Annotated in this window: 20 protein-coding genes and 1 pseudogene; 5 read left to right on the forward strand and 16 right to left on the reverse strand. The window is 63.1% G+C overall.

The window, feature by feature from the left end:
• Positions 1–22: 22 nt before the first annotated feature.
• Positions 23–346, forward strand: coding sequence for a hypothetical protein (locus tag V1273_RS33615; protein WP_334412101.1), 324 nt, complete (start codon positions 23–25; stop codon positions 344–346).
• A gap of 139 nt (positions 347–485) precedes the next feature.
• Entirely contained in the window at positions 486–1,592 is a 1,107-nt protein-coding gene (locus V1273_RS33620) for a trypsin-like peptidase domain-containing protein (RefSeq protein WP_334412102.1), read from the forward strand.
• A 137-nt stretch (positions 1,593–1,729) separates the two neighbouring features.
• On the opposite strand, the gene V1273_RS33625 is transcribed toward V1273_RS33620, so the two are convergent.
• From V1273_RS33625 to V1273_RS33645, 5 genes and pseudogenes are all read right to left on the reverse strand, one after another.
• Entirely contained in the window at positions 1,730–2,137 is a 408-nt protein-coding gene (locus V1273_RS33625) for a F0F1 ATP synthase subunit epsilon (protein WP_334365582.1), read from the reverse strand.
• A 116-nt stretch (positions 2,138–2,253) separates the two neighbouring features.
• Positions 2,254–3,678 (reverse strand): annotated as a pseudogene (atpD, locus tag V1273_RS33630) (F0F1 ATP synthase subunit beta); the annotation flags it as partial.
• A 73-nt stretch (positions 3,679–3,751) separates the two neighbouring features.
• Complete coding sequence (locus V1273_RS33635) at positions 3,752–4,630, reverse strand: F0F1 ATP synthase subunit gamma (protein WP_334412104.1); 879 nt, start codon at positions 4,628–4,630, stop codon at positions 3,752–3,754.
• Positions 4,631–4,725: 95 nt separating this feature from the next.
• Entirely contained in the window at positions 4,726–6,255 is a 1,530-nt protein-coding gene (gene atpA, locus V1273_RS33640; RefSeq protein WP_334365584.1) for a F0F1 ATP synthase subunit alpha, read from the reverse strand.
• Positions 6,255–6,815 (reverse strand): F0F1 ATP synthase subunit delta, encoded by a 561-nt coding sequence (locus V1273_RS33645; protein ID WP_334412105.1) that lies wholly within the window; start codon positions 6,813–6,815, stop codon positions 6,255–6,257. The genes atpA and V1273_RS33645 overlap by 1 nt, the downstream gene beginning before the upstream one ends.
• A gap of 642 nt (positions 6,816–7,457) precedes the next feature.
• Here V1273_RS33645 and V1273_RS33650 point away from each other — a divergent pair.
• The gene (locus V1273_RS33650; protein ID WP_334365586.1) at positions 7,458–7,946 is read left to right on the forward strand and encodes a septal ring lytic transglycosylase RlpA family protein; all 489 of its coding nucleotides are present in this window, start codon (positions 7,458–7,460) and stop codon (positions 7,944–7,946) included.
• A 300-nt stretch (positions 7,947–8,246) separates the two neighbouring features.
• Here V1273_RS33650 and V1273_RS33655 read toward each other — a convergent pair whose 3' ends face one another.
• Positions 8,247–10,457, reverse strand: coding sequence for a primosomal protein N' (locus V1273_RS33655; RefSeq protein WP_334412106.1), 2,211 nt, complete (start codon positions 10,455–10,457; stop codon positions 8,247–8,249).
• A gap of 146 nt (positions 10,458–10,603) precedes the next feature.
• On the opposite strand from V1273_RS33655, the gene V1273_RS33660 reads away from it, so the two are divergent.
• Both V1273_RS33660 and V1273_RS33665 read left to right on the forward strand, forming a co-directional pair.
• Entirely contained in the window at positions 10,604–11,575 is a 972-nt protein-coding gene (locus V1273_RS33660; RefSeq protein ID WP_334412107.1) for a tyrosine recombinase XerC, read from the forward strand.
• Positions 11,576–11,695: 120 nt separating this feature from the next.
• On the forward strand, positions 11,696–12,286 hold the full coding sequence (locus V1273_RS33665) for a DUF4337 domain-containing protein (RefSeq protein WP_334365588.1): 591 nt from the start codon (positions 11,696–11,698) through the stop codon (positions 12,284–12,286).
• Between the two features lie 112 nt (positions 12,287–12,398).
• Here the strand turns inward: V1273_RS33665 and V1273_RS33670 are convergent, their stop codons facing one another.
• The 10 genes from V1273_RS33670 to zapE all read right to left on the reverse strand — a co-directional run bounded on the left by V1273_RS33670 (position 12,399) and on the right by zapE (position 24,948).
• The gene (locus tag V1273_RS33670) at positions 12,399–12,929 is read right to left on the reverse strand and encodes a hypothetical protein (protein ID WP_334379793.1); all 531 of its coding nucleotides are present in this window, start codon (positions 12,927–12,929) and stop codon (positions 12,399–12,401) included.
• Positions 12,930–13,053: 124 nt separating this feature from the next.
• Positions 13,054–14,454, reverse strand: a complete 1,401-nt coding sequence (gene lpdA / locus V1273_RS33675) for a dihydrolipoyl dehydrogenase (RefSeq protein WP_334412108.1) — start codon at positions 14,452–14,454, stop codon at positions 13,054–13,056.
• A gap of 35 nt (positions 14,455–14,489) precedes the next feature.
• The gene (locus V1273_RS33680) at positions 14,490–15,236 is read right to left on the reverse strand and encodes an SDR family oxidoreductase (RefSeq protein ID WP_334412109.1); all 747 of its coding nucleotides are present in this window, start codon (positions 15,234–15,236) and stop codon (positions 14,490–14,492) included.
• A 79-nt stretch (positions 15,237–15,315) separates the two neighbouring features.
• Positions 15,316–16,557 carry a 2-oxoglutarate dehydrogenase complex dihydrolipoyllysine-residue succinyltransferase gene (odhB, locus tag V1273_RS33685; RefSeq protein WP_334412110.1) on the reverse strand — a complete coding sequence of 414 codons (1,242 nt, stop codon included), beginning with the start codon at positions 16,555–16,557 and terminating at the stop codon, positions 15,316–15,318.
• 150 nt (positions 16,558–16,707) lie between these two features.
• Entirely contained in the window at positions 16,708–19,665 is a 2,958-nt protein-coding gene (locus V1273_RS33690) for a 2-oxoglutarate dehydrogenase E1 component (RefSeq protein WP_334412111.1), read from the reverse strand.
• A gap of 135 nt (positions 19,666–19,800) precedes the next feature.
• The gene (gene sucD / locus V1273_RS33695; protein WP_334412112.1) at positions 19,801–20,685 is read right to left on the reverse strand and encodes a succinate--CoA ligase subunit alpha; all 885 of its coding nucleotides are present in this window, start codon (positions 20,683–20,685) and stop codon (positions 19,801–19,803) included.
• A 39-nt stretch (positions 20,686–20,724) separates the two neighbouring features.
• Positions 20,725–21,201: a DUF1579 family protein gene (locus tag V1273_RS33700; RefSeq protein ID WP_065744742.1), complete on the reverse strand. Its 477-nt coding sequence runs from the start codon at positions 21,199–21,201 to the stop codon at positions 20,725–20,727.
• Between the two features lie 2 nt (positions 21,202–21,203).
• The gene (gene sucC / locus V1273_RS33705; protein WP_334365594.1) at positions 21,204–22,403 is read right to left on the reverse strand and encodes an ADP-forming succinate--CoA ligase subunit beta; all 1,200 of its coding nucleotides are present in this window, start codon (positions 22,401–22,403) and stop codon (positions 21,204–21,206) included.
• A 133-nt stretch (positions 22,404–22,536) separates the two neighbouring features.
• On the reverse strand, positions 22,537–23,505 hold the full coding sequence (gene mdh, locus V1273_RS33710) for a malate dehydrogenase (protein WP_065744744.1): 969 nt from the start codon (positions 23,503–23,505) through the stop codon (positions 22,537–22,539).
• A gap of 258 nt (positions 23,506–23,763) precedes the next feature.
• Positions 23,764–24,948, reverse strand: a complete 1,185-nt coding sequence (gene zapE, locus V1273_RS33715) for a cell division protein ZapE (RefSeq protein WP_334412113.1) — start codon at positions 24,946–24,948, stop codon at positions 23,764–23,766.
• Between the last annotated feature and the right edge of the window lie 97 nt (positions 24,949–25,045).

Genomic DNA, 25,045 nt, shown 5'->3' on the forward strand with positions numbered 1-25,045 from the left:
AGGAGAGCAAGGAGACGCGTCGATGAGCAAGGCCGATCTGAGCACCACTGAATTTGCGTTATTTCATCCCGCCGCACATTACGGCTCCCCAAATGAAGTATTGAACGACCAGCAGCTTTCCGACGCCGAGAAGCGGGTGATTTTGTCGTCGTGGGCATCCGACATCTTCGCGGTCGAATCCTGCCCGAGCCTGCGCGAGATTCCGGGCATGGGTCACACCATCCGCCTCGCCGACATCCTCGCCGCTCTGCGCCAGCTTGACGGCGATGAAGAACTCCGGCCGCGTGCCGAAATCAGCACGCGACGGCGGCCGCGTTGGAAATTGCAGGGGCTCTCATCATGCTAACACCCGCTATTCTGGCCATTGCATGGATCAACCACGCAGCCGCCTTGTGGGCGGCGCCATGGCTTGCCTCGCAGCACGGCGCGGCACCGCATGCCGGCTCCTGATCCGAACCCTTCTCAATCCGCGGACGAGAACCCACGTGAACCGACTTTTCGCGATTGTGCTGGCGGGCCTGGTCGGCGCCGCGACTATTGCAGCTCCGGCCTCGGGACAAATTCCGAACCTGCGAACCGGCGGCACAGTACCGACGCTGGCGCCCTTGGTGCGCGATGTCACGCCGGCTGTAGTCAACATCGCCGTGCACGGCAAGATCCGCCAGGACAATCCGCTCTATCGCGATCCGCTGTTCCGGGAGTTTTTCGACGTCCCGAAACAGCTCGAGAAGGAAATCAACGCCACCGGCTCTGGCGTCATCGTCGATGCGCAGAAGGGCTATGTCCTGACCAACAACCATGTTGTCGACCAGGTCGCCACGGTTCAGATCAAGACCAAGGACGGTCGGCAACTCTCGGCCAAGGTGCTCGGGCGCGATCCCGGCACGGACATTGCAGTGTTGCGGATTCAATCGCCGGCCGCGCTGAAGGCGATCGCATTCGGCGACAGTGACGCGCTCGAAGTCGGCGATTTCGTCCTCGCCATCGGCAACCCCTTTGGCCTTGGCCAGACCGTGACCTCGGGCCTTGTCAGCGCGCTTGGCCGCACCGGGCTCGGCAAACAGGGCTATGAGGATTTCATCCAGACGGATGCGGCGATCAATCCCGGCAATTCGGGTGGCGCGCTGGTCAATCTGAAGGGCGAGCTCGTCGGCATCAATTCAGCGATCATTTCGCCGGCCGGCGGCAATGTCGGCATCGGCTTTGCGATCCCCGTCAATATGGCGCGTCGCGTAATGGAACAGATTGTCGAGAACGGCCGCGTCGAGCGTGGCCGGATCGGCATCTCCCTGCGCGAACTAAATCCCGCGACCGACGGCGGACGCAGCGCGGGAGCGCGGATTGCCGAAGTCAGCCCGGGCTCGCCGGCCGAATTGGCAGGCCTGCGTAAGGGCGACATCGTGCTGAAGGCGGACGACCGCCCCATTCACTCTGCCGCGCAGTTGAGAAACCGGATCGGACTCGCGCGGATCGGCGAACAGGTGCGATTGACCGTCGAGCGTTCCGGCGCGCCGCAAACCGTTACCGTTGCGGTTGGACCGGCCACCGAAGCAAGCAGCAGCCACAGCAGCGGCTCGGTTCAGCGACGTTAGCTGGAGCGATGCCGAGCCGTGCCCGGGCAGCAGCGTTACGAGAGAAATACTGCCACAAGAAGCTCAGCGCCCGTCACGGTGTGACGAGCGCTGGCGTTTCAGGGCCTTCACTAAGCCCCGGAGCGGTGCCCCGGGGCTTAGTGCATAGCGGTGGCGTTGAGCTCGATCTGGATGCTCTTGAAGTGGTCCAGCCGCTCGATGGCGTGATCGAGCTCGGTGCCTTCCTTCTCGGCAAGCTTGGCTTCCATCTCGGCGATGGTCTCGGCGAACTGCGCGCGGTCGACCTCGGCCATCGAGGTAGCGACATCGGCCAGCACGGTCAGTCCGTCTTCCGACATTTCGGCAAGGCCGCCGAGCACGATGATCTTCTGATGTGCGTCGCCTGACGTGATGGTCAGGATACCCGGGCGGATCGCCGCCACGACCGGCGCGTGGCCGGCCAGCACGCCGAAATCGCCTTCCACGCCGGGAACGTCAACCTGATCGACCTCGCCGGAGAAGGCGAGCTTTTCGGGGGAGACGAGATCGAAATGGAAGGTAGCCATGGTCTTTCCGTTCTTTTCTGCTGTCACCCGCTGGCAGTGACCAGCGGGTCCATCAGACGAAAGTTTTCTTGGGCCGATGGACTGCCGGGTCAAGCCCGGCAATGACGGCATCAAACTTAGGCTGCCTCGGCAGCCAGCTTCTTGCCCTTCTCGACGGCTTCCTCGATGGTGCCGACCATGTAGAACGCCGCTTCCGGCAGATGGTCGTACTTGCCTTCGCAGAGGCCGCGGAAGCCCTTGATGGTGTCGGCGAGATCGACGAACTTGCCCGGCGAGCCGGTGAAGACTTCGGCGACGTGGAACGGCTGCGACAGAAAGCGCTCGATCTTGCGGGCACGGGCCACCGCGATCTTGTCCTCTTCCGACAGCTCGTCCATGCCGAGAATGGCGATGATGTCCTGCAGCGACTTGTACTTCTGCAGCACCTGCTGAACCATGCGCGCGGTCTGATAGTGCTCGTCTCCGACGACGAGCGGGGAGAGCATGCGCGAGGTGGAGTCGAGCGGGTCCACCGCCGGGTAGATGCCCTTTTCCGAAATCGCGCGGCTCAGCACCGTGGTCGCGTCCAGATGGGCGAACGAGGTGGCGGGCGCCGGGTCGGTCAAGTCGTCGGCCGGCACATAGATCGCCTGCACTGAGGTGATCGACCCCTTGTGCGTGGTCGTGATGCGCTCCTGCAGCGCACCCATGTCGGTGGCGAGCGTCGGCTGATAGCCCACCGCCGAGGGGATGCGGCCGAGCAGCGCCGACACTTCGGAGCCTGCCTGCGTGAAGCGGAAGATGTTGTCGACGAAGAACAGCACGTCCTGGCCCTGGTCGCGGAAGTGCTCAGCGACCGTCAGACCCGTGAGGCCAACGCGGGCGCGGGCGCCCGGCGGTTCGTTCATCTGGCCGAACACCAGCGCGCATTTTGACTTCACGCTCGGATCGGGATTGCGTGGATCGGCGTTGACCTTGGACTCGATGAACTCGTGATAGAGGTCGTTGCCTTCGCGGGTACGCTCGCCGACGCCGGCGAACACCGAGTAGCCGCCATGGGCCTTGGCGACGTTGTTGATCAATTCCTGAATCAGCACGGTCTTGCCGACGCCGGCGCCGCCGAACAGGCCGATCTTGCCGCCCTTGGCGTAGGGAGCGAGCAGGTCGACGACCTTGATGCCGGTCACAAGAATTTCGGCTTCAGTGGACTGGTCAGTGTAGGTCGGCGCTTCCTGATGGATGGCGCGCTTGCCTTCGGACTTGATCGGACCGGCTTCGTCGATCGGTTCGCCGATGACGTTCATGATGCGCCCGAGTGTGCCATCGCCGACCGGAATTGCGATGGGCTCGCCGGTGTCGGTCACTTCCTGACCGCGCACCAGGCCTTCGGTAGCGTCCATCGCAATCGTGCGCACGGTGGACTCACCAAGGTGCTGCGCGACTTCCAGCACCAGACGGTTGCCCCCGTTCTTGGTCTCCAGCGAATTGAGAATGGCCGGCAGGTGACCTTCGAACTGCACGTCGACAACGGCGCCCATGACTTGGGTGACCCGACCGATCTGGTTAGCTGCTGTGGCCATGAATTGCTCTCCTTCGAAATTCTGTACTTGAACGACCGTCGGTTGGGTTCGTGCGCTAGACCGCCTCGGCGCCGGAGATGATCTCGATCAGCTCCTTGGTGATCTGGGCTTGACGGGTTCGGTTGTAGACCAGGGTTTGCTTGCGGATCATTTCGCCGGCGTTGCGGGTGGCGTTATCCATCGCGCTCATCTGCGCGCCGTAGAAAGAGGCGTTGTTTTCCAGGAGCGCGCGGAAGATCTGTACCGCAAGATTGCGCGGCAACAGCCGGGCCAGAATCTCGTCTTCTTCCGGCTCATATTCGTAAGCGGTCGACGGACGGGCATTGGCGGCCGGCTCTTCGACCACCAACGGAATGACCTGCTGGGCGGTCGGGATCTGCGCGATGACGGACTTGAAGCGCGAGTAGAATAGCGTGCAGACGTCAAACTCGCCGGCTTCGAACCGTGTCAGGATCCTCTTGGCGATATCCTCGGCGTTGACGAAGCCGAGCTGGCGAACCCCGCGCAGATCGACGTGCTCGACGATCTGCTTATCGAAGGTGCGGCGAAGCTGGTCGTAGCCTTTGCGGCCGACGCAGAAAATCTTGACGTCCTTGCCCTGGTTGATCAGGGAGAGCGCGCGCTCACGGACCAGACGCACGATCGCCGAATTGAACGCACCACACAGGCCGCGTTCGCCGGTGCAGACGAGCAGCAGATGCACCTGGTCCCTGCCAGTGCCGGCCAACAGCGGCGGAGCGCCGGGCGAGGCGGCGGCAGCAGCGGCGATGTTGGAAATCACCGCATCCATCTTTTCGGCGTAGGGCCGGGCCGCTTCGGCGGCGCTCTGCGCGCGCCGCAGCTTCGACGCCGCGACCATTTGCATGGCCTTGGTGATCTTCTGCGTCGCCTTGGTCGAGGCGATGCGGACACGCATATCTTTAAGTGAAGCCATTCTCAGTTCACCCCGGCGATCAGACCTTGAGGATCCGACCGCAAGCCACTCTTTCGTCGGACCCGGCTAGCAGCCGGGCCTCAACGGCAAAATCGTCAAGAAAATGTCTTGGCGTAACCTTCGACCACGGTCTTCAGCTTGCCGGCGAGATCGTCAGAGAGATCCCGGCTGTCGCGGATGCCGTTGAGGATCTCGACGTTCTTGCCGCGCAGCAGCGACAACAGGCCGTCCTCGAAGGCGCGCACCTTGTTGAGCGGAAGCGGGTCGAGATAGCCGTTGGTGCCGGCCCAGATCACGCAGACCTGCTCTTCCATCTTCAGCGGCGAGAACTGCGGCTGCTTCAACAGTTCAGTCAGGCGCGAGCCGCGGTTGAGCAGGCGCTGGGTCGAAGCGTCGAGGTCGGAGCCGAACTGCGCGAAGGCCGCCATTTCGCGGTACTGCGCCAGCTCACCCTTGATCTTGCCGGCGACCTTCTTCATCGCCTTGGTCTGCGCCGAGGAGCCCACGCGCGACACCGACAGACCGACGTTCACCGCGGGACGGATGCCCTGGAAGAACAGGTCGGTTTCCAGAAAGATCTGACCGTCGGTAATCGAAATCACGTTGGTCGGGATGTAGGCCGACACGTCGTTGGCCTGGGTTTCGATGACCGGCAGCGCCGTCAGCGAGCCCGAGCCCTGGTCCTTGTTGAGCTTCGCCGCGCGCTCGAGCAGGCGGGAGTGCAGGTAGAACACGTCGCCCGGATAGGCTTCGCGGCCCGGCGGGCGGCGCAGCAGCAGCGACATCTGGCGGTAGGCGACGGCCTGCTTGGACAAGTCGTCATAGATGATGACCGCGTGCATGCCGTTGTCGCGGAAGTACTCGCCCATCGTGCAGCCGGTGAACGGTGCGATGTACTGCATCGGCGCCGGGTCGGACGCGGTGGCGGCGACGACGATCGAATATTCCAGCGCGCCCTGCTCTTCCAGCACCTTGACGAACTGGGCAACGGTCGAGCGCTTCTGGCCGATCGCGACGTAGACGCAATACAGCTTGATGTTCTCGTCCGGCTGCGCGTTGAGCGGCTTCTGGTTCAGGATGGTGTCGAGCGCGATTGCGGTCTTGCCGGTCTGACGGTCGCCGATGATCAGCTCGCGCTGGCCGCGGCCGACCGGGATCAGCGCATCGATCGCCTTGAGGCCGGTCGCCATCGGCTCGCTCACCGATTTGCGCGGAATGATGCCGGGTGCCTTGACGTCGACGCGCTTGCGTTCGGCAGCCTGGATCGGGCCCTTGCCGTCGATCGGGTTGCCGAGCGCGTCGACGACGCGGCCGAGCAGACCCTTGCCGACCGGCGTGTCGACGATGGCGCGGGTACGCTTGACGGTCTGGCCTTCCTTGATCTCGCGGTCGGCGCCGAAGATCACGATACCGACGTTGTCGGTTTCGAGGTTCAGCGCCATGCCGCGGGTGCCGTTCTCGAACTCGACCATTTCACCGGCCTGGACATTGTCCAGACCGTAGACGCGGGCGATACCGTCACCGACGGACAGCACCTGCCCGACTTCGGTAACCTCAGCCTCCTGGCCGAAATTCTTGATCTGGTCCTTGAGGATCGCGGAAATTTCCGCGGCGCGGATGTCCATCAGCCTGCCTCTTTCATCGCGTGCTTGATCGAATTGAGTTTGGTGCGAAGCGAGCTATCCACCATGCGGCTGCCGAGCTTGACCACAAGGCCGCCAATGATGGAGGGATCGACTTTCACGTTGAGCGCGACGTCCTTGCCCGTCACCGATTTCAGTGCGGTCTTCAGCGCGTCGAGATTCTTGTCACTGAGCTGTTCGGCGACGGTGACGTCGGCGGTCGCCTCGCCTTTGAACTTGGCCACCAGCGCGCGGAAGGCGCGGATCACATCGGCCACGGCGAACAGCCGGCGGTTGGCGGTCAACACTTTAAGGAATTTGGCGGAGATGCCGGTAATTCCGGCCTTGTCGAGCAGGGCAGTGAGCGCCTTGGCCTGCGCATCTGCCGAGAAGACCGGGCTGCGGACGAGGCGCTTGAGATCGGCGCTTTCGTTCAGCATGGCCTCGAATTTATCGAGATCGGCCCTTACCGCGTCGACGGACTTCTCCTCGCGCGCCAACTCGAACAAGGCCGTAGCATAACGGCCGGACACTCCCGAAACGGACGGATCTTCAGCAGCCACAGAGACGCTCTTTTCAGATGTCAAACTCGCAAGGGAAAAACCGTCGCCACGGGTAGCGGCGCCTAGCGATCCAAGCCCTTGGAATTCAAGCGGGACTTCGATTTTCGACCGGCACGAGAGGTGCCGGGATCGTTAAAATCGCGGCTTTGCTAACATAGCAAGCGCGCAGGTGCAACATGACGCCGCATGCGGGCGATGCCTTGTCGCACGTCAATTTTCAGGCCCGGTCGAATGCAGCTGGATGGGATCAGCGCGCCGGAATTTCGACTCCCGCGGTTGCAGGCGATCTGGAGTGTCCCCGACCAGCCAATTTGTTCCACCCATATTTGCATGGCCGCTATGACCGCTAGCGTTCGGAACGAATCGCGCGGCTCGCCTCCATTCGATCATTACTTGCGCAAATCTTTACTCGATGTGTGATGACTGTATTGTTAAGTAATAATGAGTATTGATTTTGTTAAAAGTCTATTAACGCGCAAGATTACGGGATATCGCTCGACGGTAACAAGATATGTCAGCGCGATACATTCCCGATTTACTGCCCAATTCATGCCTCATTGCCTCATCAAACGGCCCCCTGAAGTTGGGACGGGGGTTCCATTTGTCACGTATGTGGCAAATACTATCTGAGGGACTAGTTTAATGTTGCATACCAATAATGTGGTGCCGGGAACTCTAACCCGGTCGCGTACGGCGCTCGCCTTGATCGCCGCAACTCTCCTGGTCGGTGGCGCCGTCACCGAAGCTTCTGCAAAATCCAGGCATCATCGTCATCACCACCATCACGCCAGCAAGGCCAAGGCCGCCGGCAACTGGCTGAACGCCAACGCCTCGATCGGCCAGAGCACCGGGCGCGGCTTCTCGGGAAAGGCCTCGTTTTACGGCAATGAATCCGGCAGCAAGACCGCCTCTGGACAGCGCTTCAATCAGAACGCCATGACCGCGGCCCACCGCTCGCTGCCATTCGGCACCAAGCTCCGCGTCACCCATCGCGGCCAGAGCGTAATCGTCACGATCAACGACCGTGGTCCCTTCATCAAGGGACGCGTGCTCGACCTGTCCACGGGTGCTGCCCGGGCCATCGGCCTGACCGGCGCCGGCGTCGGCCACGTCACCGCCGAGGTCATCTAAGGCGCGCGATCGCGCGCCGTTTTCCGGTCCATCAGATCGCGTAAGCGTTGCGTTGCGTAACTGCCTGCGGAACTTTCCGCGGCAACAAAGGCCTGCCGTCGCAAATGACGGCAGGCTTTTTTGTTTACCCTCCCCTGGAGGGAGAGGGTCGGCTCACATGAGCACAGCGAATGTGAGACGGGGTGGGGTGATCTCTCCACTCGGGCACTGATCGAAAGGATGGACCGACATCCCACCCCGCCGCTTCGCGTCGACCCACGAGCGAGCTTTGCTCGTCTCAGACCCCTCCAGGGGAGGGTGTTACAAAAAGCTCTGCGGATCGACGTCGACTTCGAGTTTGAGATTGCCCTTGGTCTTCGGACCCGCGGCGAGCCACTCGCGCAAATATTCCGAGAGGTCGACATTGCGCAGCGACTTCACCAGAATCCGGAACCGATAGCGGCCCTTGATCACCGCAAGCGGCGCTTCGGCAGGTCCCAGCACCTGGATGCGCTCGTCGATCGGCGCCACAGCGGCAAGGCGGCGCGCAAAGCCTTCCGCGGTCGGCCGGTCGCCTGCGGAAATGATCAGGCTGGCGAGCCGGCCGAACGGCGGATAGCCGGTGCGCTCGCGGGAGTCGATTTCGCTGGCGTAAAACGCCTCACGGTCGTTGGCGACCAAGGCCTTCATCACGGGATGTTCGGGCTGATGGGTCTGCAGGTACCCGACGCCGCGGCCCTGATCGCGCCCCGCACGCCCGATCACCTGATTGAGCAGTTGGAACGTGCGCTCAGCAGCGCGCGGATCACCATTGCCGAGGCCCAGATCCGCATCGACCACGCCGACCAGATTGAGCCGCGGGAAATTATGGCCCTTCGCGACCAGTTGCGTGCCGATGATGATGTCGACGCGACCTTCGGCGATTTCGTTCAGCTCGCTGCGCATGGTCTCGATCGAGGTGATGAGATCGCTCGACAGCACCATGGTGCGCGCTTCCGGAAACAGCGCAGCCGCCTCCTCCTGCAGGCGCTCGACACCGGGGCCGACCGCGACCAGCGATTCCTCAGCCTGGCAATGCGGGCAGATATTCGGGCGCGGCATCGAGAAGCCGCAATGGTGGCAGACCAGCCGCTGGCGAAACCGGTGATCCACCAGCCAGGCGTCGCAGACGGTGCAGGCAAAGCGATGGCCGCACGCGCGGCATAGCGTCAGCGGCGCGTAGCCGCGGCGGTTGAGAAACAGCAGCGCCTGCTCGCGCTTCTCGATGGCGAACCGAATCTGCTCGGCGAGCGGCGGCGAGATGAAGCGGCCGCGTGGCGGTGGTGCACGGCGCAAATCGATCGCCTCGATATGCGGCATGTGCTGGCCACCGAAACGCGACGGCAGCGCGACGCGCTGATAGCGCCCCTTGCGTGCATTGACTTCCGATTCGACCGACGGCGTCGCGGACGCCAGCACGATCGGGATTTTGGCGATATGCGCGCGCACCACTGCCATGTCGCGGGCATGGTAATGCGCGCCGTCGTCCTGCTTGTAGGCCTGGTCGTGCTCCTCGTCGACAATGATGAGACCCAGATCCGCATAGGGCAGAAACAGCGCCGAGCGCGCGCCGACCACGACCGGCGCTTCACCCGCCGATATCGCCGCCCAATTGCGCTGCCGTGTGCGCGGCGTCAGTTCGGAGTGCCATTCCAATGGACGCACGCCGAAACGCTGGGCGAAGCGGTCGAGGAATTGCCCGGTCAGCGCGATCTCCGGCATCAGGATCAGCGTCTGCTTGCCGCGCCGGACGACTTCCGCAATCGCCTCGAAATAGACTTCCGTCTTGCCCGATCCGGTGACGCCGTCGAGCAGCGCGACGTGAAACGTGCCGTTGGCGGCAAGCGCGCGCATCATGTCGACTGCCGCGCGCTGCTGGTAGGAAAATTCCGGCTGCGCAAAGGACGGATCGGGCGCCGGCGGCGCCAGCGGCGGCGGCATCGCCTCGACGGCAAGGGTTCCCTCATCGACAAGGCCGTCGACCACGCCTGAGCTGACGCCCGCCTCCCGCGCCGCATCCGACTTGCCGTGCAGCAGGCCGTCCGACAGCACCTCGATCAGCCGCCGTCGCGCCGGTGTCAGGCGCTGTGGCGGCTCGCCTACCAGCCGCACGCCGAGGCGCATCCGTTCGGGCCCGAGGTTTTCGCCCATCCGCAAGGCCATGCGCAGCACCATGCCGCGCGCGGACAGCGTATAGTTGGCGACCCAATCGACCAGGCTGCGCAATTCCTCCTTCAGCGGCGGCACGTCGAGCTTTTCGCCGACGTCCTTCAGGCGGTTGTGCAGGCGCGGATCGGGATTGGCGTTCTCCGCCCACACCACCGCCACCACCTCGCGCGGCCCGAGCGGCACGCAAACGACATCGCCTGCCCTCAGCTCCATGCCGCGCGGCACGCGGTAGGAATAGTTCTGATTGAGCGCGACCGGCACCAGCACGTCGACGACGCGGGTCGACGAGGCCGATGAGCTGATTTGGCGGGTGGCGTGGTCCATCGGGGGAATCAGGCTTGCGGTATCTGGAGCGACGCTAGCGCGGCGCCGGTGAGTTAGCGAACGGTAAACGAAAGAGGTGCGATATAATGCGCTGAATCACCGTCTCCAAGACAAGCTCTCAAGACAGGCTCTCGAAGGCAAGGATGATGGCCAGGGAAGTTCCGGCACTGCAAGCGATCGAGCTCGAATGCGCCGACGAAGGTCTCGCGCGGGAGATGACCCGCTGGCTGACGCATCTGCGCGCCGAACGGCGGCTATCGCAAAAGACGCTCGAAGCCTACGCCCGCGACCTCCGCCAATGCCTCACTTTCCTTGCCGAACACTGGGGTGAGAAGGTCACGCTGAAACGATTTGCAGCGCTGGAGGCCACCGACGTCAGGGCTTTCATGGCGATGCGCCGTGCCGACGACATCGCCGGGCGCTCGCTGATGCGGGCGCTGGCGGGGTTGCGGTCGTTCGGCCGCTACCTCGAACGGGAGGGCAAGGGCAAGGTCGGAGCTCTGTCCGCGATCCGCGCGCCGAAAATTGCAAAAAGCCTGCCGAAGCCGATCCAGATGGCCGCCGCCAGGCGCTTTGCCGATGCCGACGAGCGCGCCGGCGAGGAACGTGATCCCTGGATTCTCGCGCGCGACGCCGCGGTGATGGCGCTGCTCTATGGATCTGGCTTGCGTATCTCCGAAGCGCTGGGACTGAAACGCCAGGACGTGCCCAAACCGGGCGAAGGCGACGTCATTATCGTCACCGGCAAGGGCAACAAGACCCGCATGGTGCCGGTGCTGCAAAACGTGCTGGCGCTGATCGCCGATTACGTTGCGATGTGCCCGCATTCATTGCCGCCGGCCGGCCCGATCTTCGTCGGCGCGCGCGGCGGACCGCTTTCCCCACGGATCATCCAGCTCACCATGGAGCGACTGCGCGGCGCGCTGGGGCTACCCGACAGCGCCACCCCGCACGCGCTGCGGCATTCTTTCGCAACCCATCTGCTCAGCCGCGGCGGCGATCTGCGCGCGATCCAGGAACTGCTCGGCCACGCCTCGCTCTCGACCACCCAGATCTACACCGGGATCGACAGCGAGCGGCTCTTGGAAGTGTACAAGAGTGCGCATCCGCGCGGCTGAATCTCGGCGCTCGGCGTCGACATACTCCCGTCACATCGGTGGCTTCCTTAGCTGACCTCTTGCGCTCGCGTTGCGGTTCCGGCAATCGTGCGCGCGTCAACCGACAGGAGGGGAGTATAAATGGGCGCACATGAAAGCATGGAGCATGCGGAGCATGCCGAGCACGCTTCGGGGTCGAACAAGAAGATCGCGTTGCTGATCGCGGTGATCGCCCTGTTTCTGGCGCTGTCGGAAACGCTGGGCAAGGGCGCACAGACCGAAGCCATCAGCAAGAATGTCGAGGCTTCGAATCTCTGGGCATTCTTCCAGGCCAAGAGCATCCGCCGCACCGTGGTGCAGGCCACCGCCGAACACGCCAAGCTCAGCCTCGGCACCGTCGGGGACGATGGCGCAAAGGCGGCGCTGCAGAAGCAGATCGACGACTGGAACAAGACTGCGCAGCGCTATCGCTCGGAGCCGGACACCGGCGAAGGTTCGGAAGAGTTGGCAAAACGCGCCAAGCACGCCGAGCACGAGCGCGACGAGGCGACCGCAAAATATCACCACTACGAAATCGCTTCAGCCGCCTTCCAGATCGGCATCGTGCTGGCGTCCGCCACCATCATCACCGGCATGATCGTGCTGGCCTGGGTCTCCGGCATATTGGCGATCGCCGGCATCGGCATCACCGCGCTCGGCCTCTACGCCCCGCATCTTTTGCATTTGCATTGAGTGGTCATGCCCCGCGAAGGCGGGGCATCCAGTACGCCGCGGCTTCTCGACTCAATCACCGGCGCCTCTGGAATACTGGGCGCCGGTCAAGCCGGGCGACGACAGCAAGAAGCTACCGCGCTTCGTGCACGCTCCTGCGGAAGCGCGCGATCGTGCGCAGCATGCGCGATGACCAGCTATCACCGTCGCCGCGCAAAATTTCCCGGATGCGCTGCTTGATTGGATGGACCAGGGCGGCTGCCTTGGCGCGCATCGCCATGACGAATTCATAGGTCTTCTTGAACCACGCCATCTGCAGCAGCTTCGGCCGCGTCACGTCGAAGATGAACGCGGTGACGCCGACGCCGAGCAATTTGCCGAACACGATCACGACCGCCGCGCTGAACCAGTATTGGTGCGCCAGTAGCCAGAGCCCGGCCAGCTTGAGCGGAAACAGCGGGATGACAGGCACGGCAAACACGATCAGCGTCATCGCCGGCGACAGCGCATCGACCCGGTCGGACAGCCATCGCTTGAAGGCGCGAAGCGGAATCAGCGCAACGATGCGCTCGACGATCGGCTCGAGATGATCCCACAGCCAGGCTTCGATCAGGAAGATGACCGCAAGCAGGACCCAGAACGGCTGAAGTAGGCGGCGCATCATCGATCGTGATCTTTAGAGAGGAATGACATTCTTGATTCGTCGCTCCGCTCTATCTCTACGTTCAAAGCATGGTCTTTTCGAGAATGGATAGCCGCTTCTTCAATCATGCTCTGCCGGACGTCGATCACATATGGATGGCGCGTTTGCCGACCGCAAGCGCGGCTTCCTTGATCGCTTCCGAGCGGGTCGGATGCGCGTGACACGTCCGCGCCAGATCCTCGGCAGAACCGCCAAACTCCATGAGAACAGCAGCTTCCTGAATCATTTCGCCGGCCTCGCGGCCGACAATGTGCACGCCGAGCACGCGATCGGTCTTCGCATCCGCGAGAACCTTCACAAAACCGTCAGTGGTCTGGTTGACCTTGGAGCGGCCGTTGGCGGTGAACGGGAATTTGCCTGAGGTGTAGGCAACGCCGGCCTGCTTCAGCTCTTCCTCGGTCTTGCCGACCGATGACACTTCCGGCGTCGTATACACGACGCCCGGGATAACATCGTAGTTCACGTGGCCCGCCTGCCCCGCAATGATCTCGGCGCAGGCAACGCCTTCATCCTCGGCCTTGTGCGCGAGCATCGGCCCCGCCACGACGTCGCCGATCGCATAGACGCCTTTCAGGCTGGTAGCGAAATGCGCGTCGATCTGCACGCGGCCGCGATTGTCGAGTGCAATGCCGGCTTCCTTGCAGCCGAGCCCTTCGGTGTAGGGCACGCGGCCGATGCAGACCAGCACCACGTCGGTCTCAATCGTTTCCGCTGCGCCGCCCGCCGCCGGCTCCACCGTTGCCTTCAACGTCTTGCCGGAAGCGTCGACCGCCGTCACCTTGGCGCCGAGCTTGAATACAAAGCCCTGCTTTTCGAGGATGCGCTGGAATTGCTTGGCGACTTCCCCATCCATACCGGGCAGGATGCGATCGAGGAATTCGACCACCATGACCTCGGCACCAAGCCGTTTCCAGACCGAGCCGAGCTCCAGCCCGATCACGCCTGCGCCAATGATCAGAAGCTTCTCCGGCACTTTCGCGAGCGACAGCGCGCCGGTCGACGACACCACGCGCTTCTCGTCGATCTCGATGCCCTTCAGCCGCGCGATGTCGGAGCCAGTGGCGATGACGATGTTCTTGGTCTCGACCGTCTGCGACTTGCCATTACCGCTGACCTCGACCTTGCCTGCGCCAAGAATCTTGCCGGCGCCGTAGAGGACGTCGATCTTGTTTTTCTTCATCAGGAACTCGACGCCCTTGACGTTGCCGTCGATGCCCTGCTGCTTGAAATTCATCATCGCCGGCAGATCGAGCTTCGGCGCGGAAATGCTGACGCCCATTTTGGCAAAGGAGTGCCCGGCCTCTTCGAACATTTCGGAGGCATGCAGCAGCGCCTTCGACGGCATGCAGCCGACGTTGAGGCAGGTGCCGCCCAGCGTCGCGTTTTTCTCGACCACGGCCACCTTCATGCCGAGTTGCGCCGCGCGCACCGCGCAGACATATCCGCCCGGACCGGTGCCGATGACGACGAGATCGTAGGAAGCCATGATGAAGTCCTGTAGCTGAGATAAGGTGTCAGGTATTACCGGCCGCCCGATACATCCAGGATGGCGCTGGTGACGTAGGAAGCCTCGTCCGAAATCAACCAGACGATGGCATTGGCGATTTCTTCGGCGGTGCCGACGCGCTTCATCGGCACCATATGCGCGAGCCGATGCGCGCGGTCGGGCTCGCCGCCGGAAGCATGAATATCCGTATCGATCAGTCCAGGCCGGATCGCGGCGACCCGAATGCCCTCTCCGGCAACCTCATAGCCAAGGCCGATGGTGAAGGAATCAACCGCGCCCTTGGACGCCGCATAATCCACATACGTATTGGGCGAGCCGAGTTTCGCCGCGACCGAGGAAAGATTGACGATGACGCCGCCCGCGCCGCCGTTGCGGGTCGACATCCGCTTCACGGCTTCGCGCGCGCATAAAATGCTGCCGGTGACGTTGACTGCCATCATGCGCTGGATGCGCTCGGCCGACATCTCCTCGACACGTATCGTCGGGCCGACAATGCCGGCATTGTTGACGAGCGCCCCAAGCGTCCCGAAGTCATCGGCGGCCTTGAACAGCGCGAGAATGTCCGCCTCGCTGCCAACGTCGCACTTCACGGCGATCGCCTTGCCGTTCTTGCGTTCGATCAGCGAGACGACCTCATCGGCCGCCGCCTTGTTGCTGGCGTAGCCGACCACGACGCGAAAGCCGCGCGCGGCGGCGGCGATGGCGGCCGCACGGCCGATGCCGCGGCTGCCGCCGGTGATCACAACAACCTTGTCCGTCACATCAGGCCCCACAAATCAACGTGCATGATCCACGGCTTGCGGCGCAGGCATGAGCGCCGACGCCGGCAAGCGTGTTGTGTCAGAGATCCAGCACCAGCCGCGCGGGATCCTCCAGGCTCTCCTTGACGCGCACCAGGAACGTCACCGCCTCCTTGCCGTCGATCACGCGGTGATCATAGGACAGCGCCAGATACATCATCGGGCGCACCTCGATCTTGCCGCCGACCACCATCGGCCGCTCCTGGATCTTGTGCATGCCCAAGATGCCGGATTGCGGGGCGTTGAGGATCGGCGTCGACATCAGCGAACCGTAGATGCCGCCATTGGTGATGGTGAAGGTGCCGCCCTGCATCTCGTCGATCTTGAGCTGGCCGTCGCGGGCGCGGCGGCCGAAATCGGCGATCGATTTTTCGATGTCGGAGATCGACCTGTGGTCGCAGTCGCGCACCACAGGCACGACCAAACCCTTGTCGGTGCCGACGGCGACGCCGATGTGGTAATAGTTCTTGTAGATCAAATCGGTGCCGTCGATCTCGGCATTGACGGCCGGGATGTCCTTCAGCGCCTGCACCACTGCCTTGGTGAAGAAGCCCATGAAGCCGAGCTTGCTGCCATGCTTCTTCTCGAACACGTCCTTGTACTGCGCGCGCATCGCCATGATGTGGCTCATGTCGACCTCGTTGAAGGTCGTGAGCATCGCGGCCGTGTTCTGCACGTCCTTCAGCCGCCGCGCGATGGTCTGGCGCAGCCGCGTCATCTTCACGCGCTCTTCGCGCGCGGCATCATCGGCCGGCGACGGCGCGCGGACCTGCACGGAAGCGGCCGGCTGATTGACCGGGGTCGGCGCCGACGCCGCCTTCTCGATCGCGGCCAGCATGTCGCCCTTGGTGACGCGGCCGTCCTTGCCGGAGCCGGGCACAGTCGCCGCATCGATGCCGCTCTCGGCGGAAAGTTTGCGAACCGACGGCGCCAGCGGCGCATCTGCTGCCGCAGCCTTCGGAGCCGCAGCAGGTGCCGCGGCGGGCGCTGCAGCCGGAGCGGTGGTCTTGGCGGGTGCGGCCGCGGCCGGCTTGGCGGCGCTGGCGGCACCTTCATTGATCTGCCCGAGCAGCGCGCCGACGGCGACGGTCTCGCCGTCCTTGGCCGCGATCTCGCCGAGCACGCCGGCGGATGGCGCCGGCACTTCGATGGTGACCTTGTCGGTCTCGAGCTCGACCAGCGGCTCATCCACCGCCACCGCCTCGCCGGCCTTCTTGAACCAGCGGCCGATGGTGGCTTCCGTCACGGACTCGCCGAGCGTCGGAACACGAATTTCAGTCATGGTATTTTTCCTCTTTGCGTCATGGCCGGGCTCGTCCCAGCCATCCACGCCCTAAGACAATTTTGACAAGCAAGACGTGGATGCCCGGGACATTGGGGCGAAGACGGCACTGCGCGCCTTTGCCCCGGGCATGACGACTTGGGGCAATTGCTAGTTCAGCGCCTCATCCAGCATGGCCTTGAGTTGCGCCAGATGCTTCGACATCAAACCGGTGGCGGTTGCCGCCGAGGCGGCGCGGCCGGCGTAACGCGGACGCCGGTTCGGCGCGTGGATCTGGTTCAGCACCCATTCGAGGTAGGGCTCGATGAAATGCCATGCGCCCATGTTGCGCGGCTCTTCCTGGCACCACACCACTTCGGCGTTCTTGAAGCGGACGAGCTCCTGCACCAGCGCCTTCAGCGGCACCGGATAGAGCTGCTCGACGCGCAGGATGTAGATGTCGTCGATGCCGCGCTTCTCGCGCTCCTCGTAAAGATCGTAATAGACCTTGCCCGAGCACAGCAGGACGCGGCGGATCTTGTCGTCAGGCGCCAGCTTGATCTTCTCGTCGGGCAGCATCTGCGCGTCATCGTACAGAATGCGGTGGAACGTCGTGTCCTTGCCTAGCTCATCGAGCCGCGAGACCGCGCGCTTGTGGCGCAACAGCGACTTCGGCGTCATCACGATCAGGGGCTTGCGGATCTCGCGATGTAACTGGCGCCGTAGCACGTGGAAGTAATTCGCCGGCGTGGTCGGATACACCACCTGCATGTTGTCTTCGGCGCACATCTGCAGGAAACGCTCAAGCCGCGCCGAGGAGTGCTCCGGTCCCTGCCCTTCATAGCCATGTGGCAGCAAGCAGACGAGGCCGGACATGCGCAGCCATTTGCGTTCGCCGGAAGAGATGAACTGGTCGAACAGCACCTGCGCACCATTGGCGAAGTCGCCGAACTGGGCTTCCCACATCGCCAGCGCCTTCGGCTCGGCCAGCGAATAACCGTACTCGAAGCCGAGCACCGCCTCTTCGGACAGCAGCGAGTTGATGACCTCGTAGTGGCCCTGATCGTGGCCAAGGTGGTTGAACGGCGTGTAGCGGCTCTCGTCTTCCTGGTCGATCAGCACCGAATGGCGCTGCGAGAAGGTGCCGCGTTCGGAATCCTGGCCGGATAGCCGGACGTGGTGGCCTTCCTGCATCAGCGTGCAGAACGCCAGCGCTTCGCCGGTCGCCCAGTCGATGCCGACACCGTTGTCGATGGCCTTGGCGCGGTTTTCCAGGAAACGCTGGATCGTGCGGTGAACCCGGAAACCGTCCGGCACCTTGGTGATCTTGCGCCCGATATCCTTGAGGATACCGACATCGACGCCGGTGACGCCGCGGCGAGCGTCTTCTTCCTGGTCGGCGGATTTGAAGCCGGCCCATTTGCCGTCGAGCCAGTCGGCCTTGTTGGGCTTGTAGCCGGAGCCTGCCTCGAGCTCGGCATCGAGCCGCGCGCGCCAGTCGGCCTTCGCCTTCCCGACCTCGCCTTCGGTCAGCACGCCGTCGGCGACCAGGCGCTTGGCGTAGAGTTCGAGCGTCGACGGATGCGAGGCGATGTGCTTGTACATCACCGGCTGGGTAAACGCCGGCTCATCGCCCTCGTTATGGCCGTGCCTGCGATAGCAGAACATGTCGATCACGACCGGCTTGTGGAATTTCTGCCGGAACTCGATCGCGACCTTCGCCGCGAACACCACCGCTTCCGGATCGTCGCCGTTCACGTGGAAGATCGGCGCATCGATCATCTTCGCCACGTCGGACGGATATGGCGAGGAGCGCGAATAGCGCGGATAGGTGGTGAAACCGATCTGGTTGTTGACGATGAAATGCAGCGAGCCGCCGGTGCGGTAGCCCTTCAGGTCGGAGAGGCTGAAGCATTCCGCCACCACGCCCTGGCCGGCGAACGCGGCGTCGCCGTGCAGCAGCAGCGGCAGCACCGAGATGCGCATGTCGGGCGGATCGCCGTGCTGGTCCTGCTTGGCGCGCACCTTGCCGAGCACGACGGGGTCGACGATTTCCAGATGCGACGGGTTGGCGGTCAGCGACAGATGGATCTTGTTGCCGTCGAACTCGCGGTCGGACGACGCGCCGAGGTGATACTTCACGTCGCCCGAGCCTTCGACGTCCTCGGGATTGGCGGAGCCGCCCTTGAATTCATGGAACAGCGCGCGGTGCGACTTGCCCATCACCTGCGTCAGCACGTTGAGGCGGCCGCGATGCGGCATGCCCAAAACGATTTCCTTCACGCCGAGATTGCCGCCGCGCTTGATGATCTGCTCCAGCGCGGGGATCAACGACTCGGCACCGTCGAGGCCGAAACGCTTGGTGCCGGTGAATTTGAGATCGCAGAATTTTTCGAAACCTTCGGCTTCGATCAGCTTGTTGAGGATGGCGCGGCGCCCTTCCGGCGTAAAACTGATTTCCTTGTCCGGCCCCTCGATGCGCTCCTGGATCCAGGCCTTCTGCGCCGCGTTGCTGATGTGCATGAACTCGACGCCGAGCGTCTGGCAGTAGGTGCGTTCACAGATCGCGACGATCTCGCGCAGCGAGCCGTATTCGAGCCCGAGCACATGATCGAGGAAGATCTTGCGGTCGAAATCGGCCTCGGTGAAGCCATAGGTGCGCGGATCGAGCTCTTCGCGATCGCGCGGCGCTTCGATGCCGAGCGGATCGAGCTTGGCGTGGAAATGACCGCGCATGCGGTAGGCGCGGATCAGCATCAGGGCGCGAACCGAATCGCGCGTCGCCTGGTTGACGTCGGCAGGGGATAGTTCGGCGCCCTTGGCCTGCGCCTTGGCGGCTAGCTTGGCGCCGACGGCCCTCTCGACGGTGACCCAGTTACCGTCCAGCGCCGAGGTCAGTTCGTCCTGCGGCGTGATCGGCCAGTTGTCGCGGCCCCAGGAAGGCCCCTCGGCGTTCTTCTGGACGTCGGCCGGGGTGTCTTTCAGGCTCTTGAAGAATTGCTGCCAGTCGTTGTCGACCGAGCCGGGGTCCTGCTCGTAGCGGGCGTAGAGCTCGTCGATATAGGTGGCGTTGGTGCCTTGCAAAAATGAGGAAAGGGCAAATGCTGCGTTCGCGTCCTGGCGAGACATGATGGCGTCCTGGTGAGTTTCGCTTTGCGCGTGGAAAACGGCGCTGTAGCCGGTCCGGGAGGCCCGAACCAGCTCGGTAAGAAGCTTTACCCTATTTAAGACGGATATTCCCGCCTAAAAGGACCAAGAACTGAATTAAGATTTCAACTTTTCGGCAAGGGTATGTCCGAGCCGTGCCGGCGACGGAGACACCGTAATTCCGGCCGCCTCCATGGCCGCCGTCTTGGAGCCTGCGTCACCCTTGCCGCCGGAAATGATGGCGCCGGCATGCCCCATGCGGCGGCCGGGAGGGGCGGTGACGCCCGCGATGAAGCCAACCATCGGCTTTTTCCGGCCGCGCTTGGCTTCGTCCTTGATGAATTGGGCGGCGTCTTCCTCGGCCGAGCCGCCGATTTCACCAATCATGATGATCGAGGTGGTTTTCTCGTCCCTGAGGAACATCTCCAGCACGTCGATGAATTCGGTACCCTTGACCGGGTCGCCGCCGATGCCGACCGCGGTGGTCTGACCGAGGCCCTCCTGGGTGGTCTGGAACACGGCCTCATAAGTCAACGTGCCCGAACGGGAAACGATCCCGACGCTGCCCGGCTTGAAGATATTGGCCGGCATGATGCCGATCTTGCACTCGCCCGCCGTCATCACGCCCGGGCAGTTCGGCCCGATCAGCCGGGATTTCGATCCCGACAACGAACGCTTCACGCGCACCATGTCCAGCACCGGAATGCCCTCGGTGATGCAGACGATCAGCGGAATCTCCGCATCGATCGCTTCGCAGATCGCGTCTGCCGCACCCGGCGGCGGGACATAGATCACGCTGGCGTCAGCGCCGGTCTTCTCGCGCGCCTCACGAACGGTGTCGAAGACGGGCAAGCCGAGATGCGTCGAGCCGCCCTTACCCGGCGAGGTGCCGCCGACCATCTTGGTGCCATACGCGATCGCGGCTTCCGAATGGAACGTGCCGTTCTTGCCCGTAAAACCCTGGCAGATGACTTTGGTGTTGCTGTCGATCAGAACGGACATGATTGCGAACGCTTTCTTCGGTGACCGTGAACGAGGGGGTTAATGAATGCGACGGTACGTGCCGGTGAGCACGTCGGCCCATCCTTCGGCATCAGGCGAGAACTGGATCTTCATGGTGTAGTTGTTGTCGTCGACGACTTCATAGACGTGGCGCGCATTGCCGCGCAGCGAGCCGCGCACCAGGGTCAGCTTGTTGCCGACCCAGGCGCCGGAGGCTGGTGCCGGCGAATAGTAGCCGAGCGAATCGTGCCAGAATAATTTGTAGGTCCGGTCGTCGCGGTCATAGGTGAACACGCCGTGGGTGGCGAAAGCCTCCTTGCCGTCGCGCATCTGACGGGTGTCCTGAATCAGGTAAAAGCCGTTGAGATCGACGCGCGCGACCACATGCGAGGTCGCCGGACCGCCTGCGGTCCAGCGCGACGGATAGACCATTTCCTCGCCCGCCCACTCGCCCGCAAAAACCGCGAGCCGGCGGTGTTCTTCCAGCGGTGTCGGTGCGGCGAGATGGTCAGCCATCGCTAGCCTCCCTTGACGGCTTTCACGATTTTCTGTGCGGCATCGTCGAGATTGTCGGCAGGTACCACGTTGAGGCCGGATTCGCGGATGATCTGCTTGCCGGCGTCGACATTGGTGCCTTCGAGCCGCACCACCAGCGGCACTTTCAGGCCGACTTCCTTCACGGCGGCGACCACGCCTTCGGCGATGATGTCGCACTTCATGATGCCGCCGAAGATGTTGACCAGGATGCCCTTCACGTTCGGGTCGGCGGTTATGATCTTGAACGCCGCCGCCACCTTCTCCTTGCTGGCGCCGCCGCCGACGTCGAGGAAGTTGGCGGGCTCCATGCCGTAGAGCTTGATGATGTCCATGGTCGCCATCGCAAGGCCGGCGCCGTTGACCATGCAGCCGATGGTGCCGTCGAGCGTGACGTAATTGAGGTCGTACTTCGACGCCTCGACCTCCTTGGCATCTTCCTCGGTCAAATCGCGCAACGCCACCGCCACGTCGGGATGGCGGAACAGCGCGTTGTCATCGAACGACACCTTGGCATCGAGCACGCGCAGTTCGCCCTGCTTGGTGACGACGAGCGGATTGATCTCCAGCATCGCCATGTCCTTGGCAACGAAGGCCGTGTAGAGCTGCGTCACCAGCTTCTCCGCCTGCTTGGCGAGATCGCCGGTGAGCTTCAGGGCTTTCGCGACCGTGCGGCCGTGATGAGCCATGATGCCGGTTGCCGGATCGACGGAGAATGTCACGATCTTCTCAGGCGTGTTGTGGGCGACGTCCTCGATATTGACGCCGCCTTCGGTCGAGACCACGAACGCGACTTCGGAAGTTTCACGGTCGACCAGGATTGAGAGATAAAACTCCTTGTCGATGTCGGAGCCTTCCTCGATGTAGAGGCGATTGACCTGCTTGCCCTGCGGCCCGGTCTGCACCGTGACCAGCGTCGCCCCCAGCATCTGCTTGGCGAATTCGTTGACCTCGGCGACTGATTTCGCGATGCGGACGCCGCCCTTGTCGCCGGCGGAAGCTTCCTTGAATTTGCCCTTGCCGCGGCCGCCGGCATGGATCTGGCTCTTCACCACCCAGATCGGGCCGGGAAGCTGTTTGGCGGCGGCTTCCGAATCCGAGGCCTTCAAGACAGGCACGCCACGCGAAATCGGCACGCCGAATTCATGCAGCAGAGCCTTGGCCTGGTATTCGTGGATATTCATTTGGACGCTCCCCAAAACCCTTAGCGGCGAGTTCTACAGTTCACCGGCATTGGTAGTTGGCATACCACATACCAAGATAACTGCAACCCTGAAAACGCTTTCGCCCCCGGCAAGGGGCGAAAGCTGAGCAAAATCAACGACCGAGCAGGTCGGGCGCGATCTTCTTGCAGGCGTCGACCAGGCCCTGAACCGCGCCGACCGACTTGTCGAAGGCTTCGCGATCCTTGCCGGCCAGCTCGATCTCGACGATGCGCTCGACGCCCTTCGAGCCGATCACGACGGGGACGCCGACATACATGTCCTTCACGCTGTACTCGCCGTTGAGATAGGCGGCGCAGGGCAGCACGCGCTTCTTGTCCTTCAGATAGCTCTCGGCCATCGCGATCGCCGAAGCGGCCGGGGCGTAGAACGCCGAACCGGTCTTCAGGAGATTGACGATCTCGGCGCCGCCGTTGCGGGTTCGGTCGACGATCTCGTCGATGCGGGTCTGCGAGGTCCAGCCCATTTTGACGAGGTCGGGCAGCGGAATGCCGGCGACCGTGGAGTAGCGCGTCAACGGCACCATGGTGTCGCCATGGCCGCCGAGCACGAAAGCGGTGACGTCCTCGACCGAGACGTGGAATTCGTCGGCCAGGAAGTAGCGGAACCGCGCGGAGTCGAGCACGCCGGCCATGCCCACCACCTTCTTGTGCGGCAGGCCGGAAGCCTTCTGCAGCGCCCACACCATCGCATCCAGCGGGTTGGTGATGCAGATGACGAACGCATCGGGCGCATACTTCTTGATGCCGGCGCCGACCTGCTCCATGACCTTGAGATTGATGCTCAGAAGGTCGTCGCGGCTCATGCCGGGCTTGCGCGGCACGCCAGCGGTGACGATGCAGACCTTGGCGCCATCGAGCGCCTCATAGGAATTGGCGCCTGTCAGATGGGCGTCGAAACCGTCGACCGGCGAAGATTGCGCGATGTCGAGCGCTTTACCCTGGGGGACGCCCTCGGCGATGTCGAACATCACGACGTCGCCAAGCTCCTTCAGGCCGACGAGGTGAGCCAGCGTTCCGCCGATCTGACCGGAGCCAATCAAAGCAATCTTGTCGCGCGCCATGGGAAATTTGTCCTTCTGAGACGAAGAGTGAGGGTGGATAATCAGTCGGATGGCTGGTTATCCCTTTCGAATGGCCGGTTCAAGCCGGGGCATGCCCGATTCTAAGGCCGCGCCTTGAATTCGGTCAGGTATGCCACGACCGTCATCCCCGTCATTGCGAGCGAAGCGAAGCAATCCACCTCTCCACTCGGGGATAGATGGATTGCTTCGTCCGCTTTGCTCCTCGCTATGACGGGGAAAGACCAATGACGGAAGAGACTACGTCTCCACCAGCCCGGTGCTCGATCCGCTGGCCGCGGAATCCTTCCTTCCGTGTGGAAGCGCCAAATAGGATTCGGAACTCATTTCGATCAGACGCGACGCGGTCCGCTTGAACTCGTTGGCTTCAACGCCCTCGGCAGCGACATACAGCGACACCGGATCGGCCTCGGCCGAGGCCATCAGCTTCACCGCGTTGTCGTAGAGCGTGTCGATCAGCGAGATAAAGCGCTTGGCGGCGTTGCGCTCGGCGTAATCCATCACTGGAATGCGATCGATCAGGATGGTGTGATAGTCGTGCGCCAGCCGCAGATAGTCCGACGCGGCCAGCGGCTTTTCGCAGATATCGGCAAAGGAAAATCGCGCCACGCCGTGCGCCGAACACGGCACCCGCAGGACGCGGCCCTTGATCGCAATGTCGCGCGGCTTGCACGGCGCGTTGCCGGTCATCTTTCTCCAGGCGCGGTCGAGGGCGGCGCCGGCTTCATCATCCGGCGGCACCAGCCACATCTTGACACCGGCCAGTTTTTCCAGCCGGAAATCGGTGCGGGCATCGAGCCGCAGCACATCCATGCGGTCTTCGATCTGCGAAATGAACGGCAGGAACAGCGCGCGGTTGAGCCCGCCCTTGTAGAGGTCTTCGGGCGCGACGTTGGAAGTCGCGACCACGACGGTGCCGAGTTCGAATAGTTTTGAGAACAGCCGGCCCAGGATCATGGCGTCGGCGATGTCGGTGACGTGGAATTCGTCGAAGCACAGCAGCCACGCCTCGTCGAAGATCGCGTTGGCCGTCAGCTCGATCACGTCGCTATCTTCGATTTCACCGCGCGCGATGTTCTGGCGGTAGGCGTAGATCTTCTCATGCGCCTCGGCCATGAACTCGTGGAAGTGGGCGCGGCGCTTGCGCTGGACCGGGCTCTGCTGAAAGAACAGGTCCATCAGCATGGTCTTGCCGCGGCCGACCTCGCCGTGAATGTAAAGCCCGCGCGGCGGCGGCTCGCTTTTGTCGCCGAACAATCGGCCGAGCAGGCTCACCTTGCGCGCCGGCTTGTAGCTCGACAGCCGCTCCTCAAGTGCGGCAAACGCCTCGGCAGCTTCCGCCTGCGCGGGATCGGCCTCGATCGCGCCGGAGGAAACCAGAGCCTGATACTGTGCGCGGAACGAGGTGGGGTCAGTCGACAGCATGGCCCCTTTCGGCCTCAAGCGAGCGGAAATTGCAAGCCGTGAATTGGTGCTGGGGGTATGCAAACACTACTCGTCATACCCGCGAAAGCGGGTATCC

The sequence above is a fragment of the Bradyrhizobium sp. AZCC 1721 genome, from assembly GCF_036924715.1.
Classification (GTDB): Bacteria; Pseudomonadota; Alphaproteobacteria; order Rhizobiales; family Xanthobacteraceae; genus Bradyrhizobium.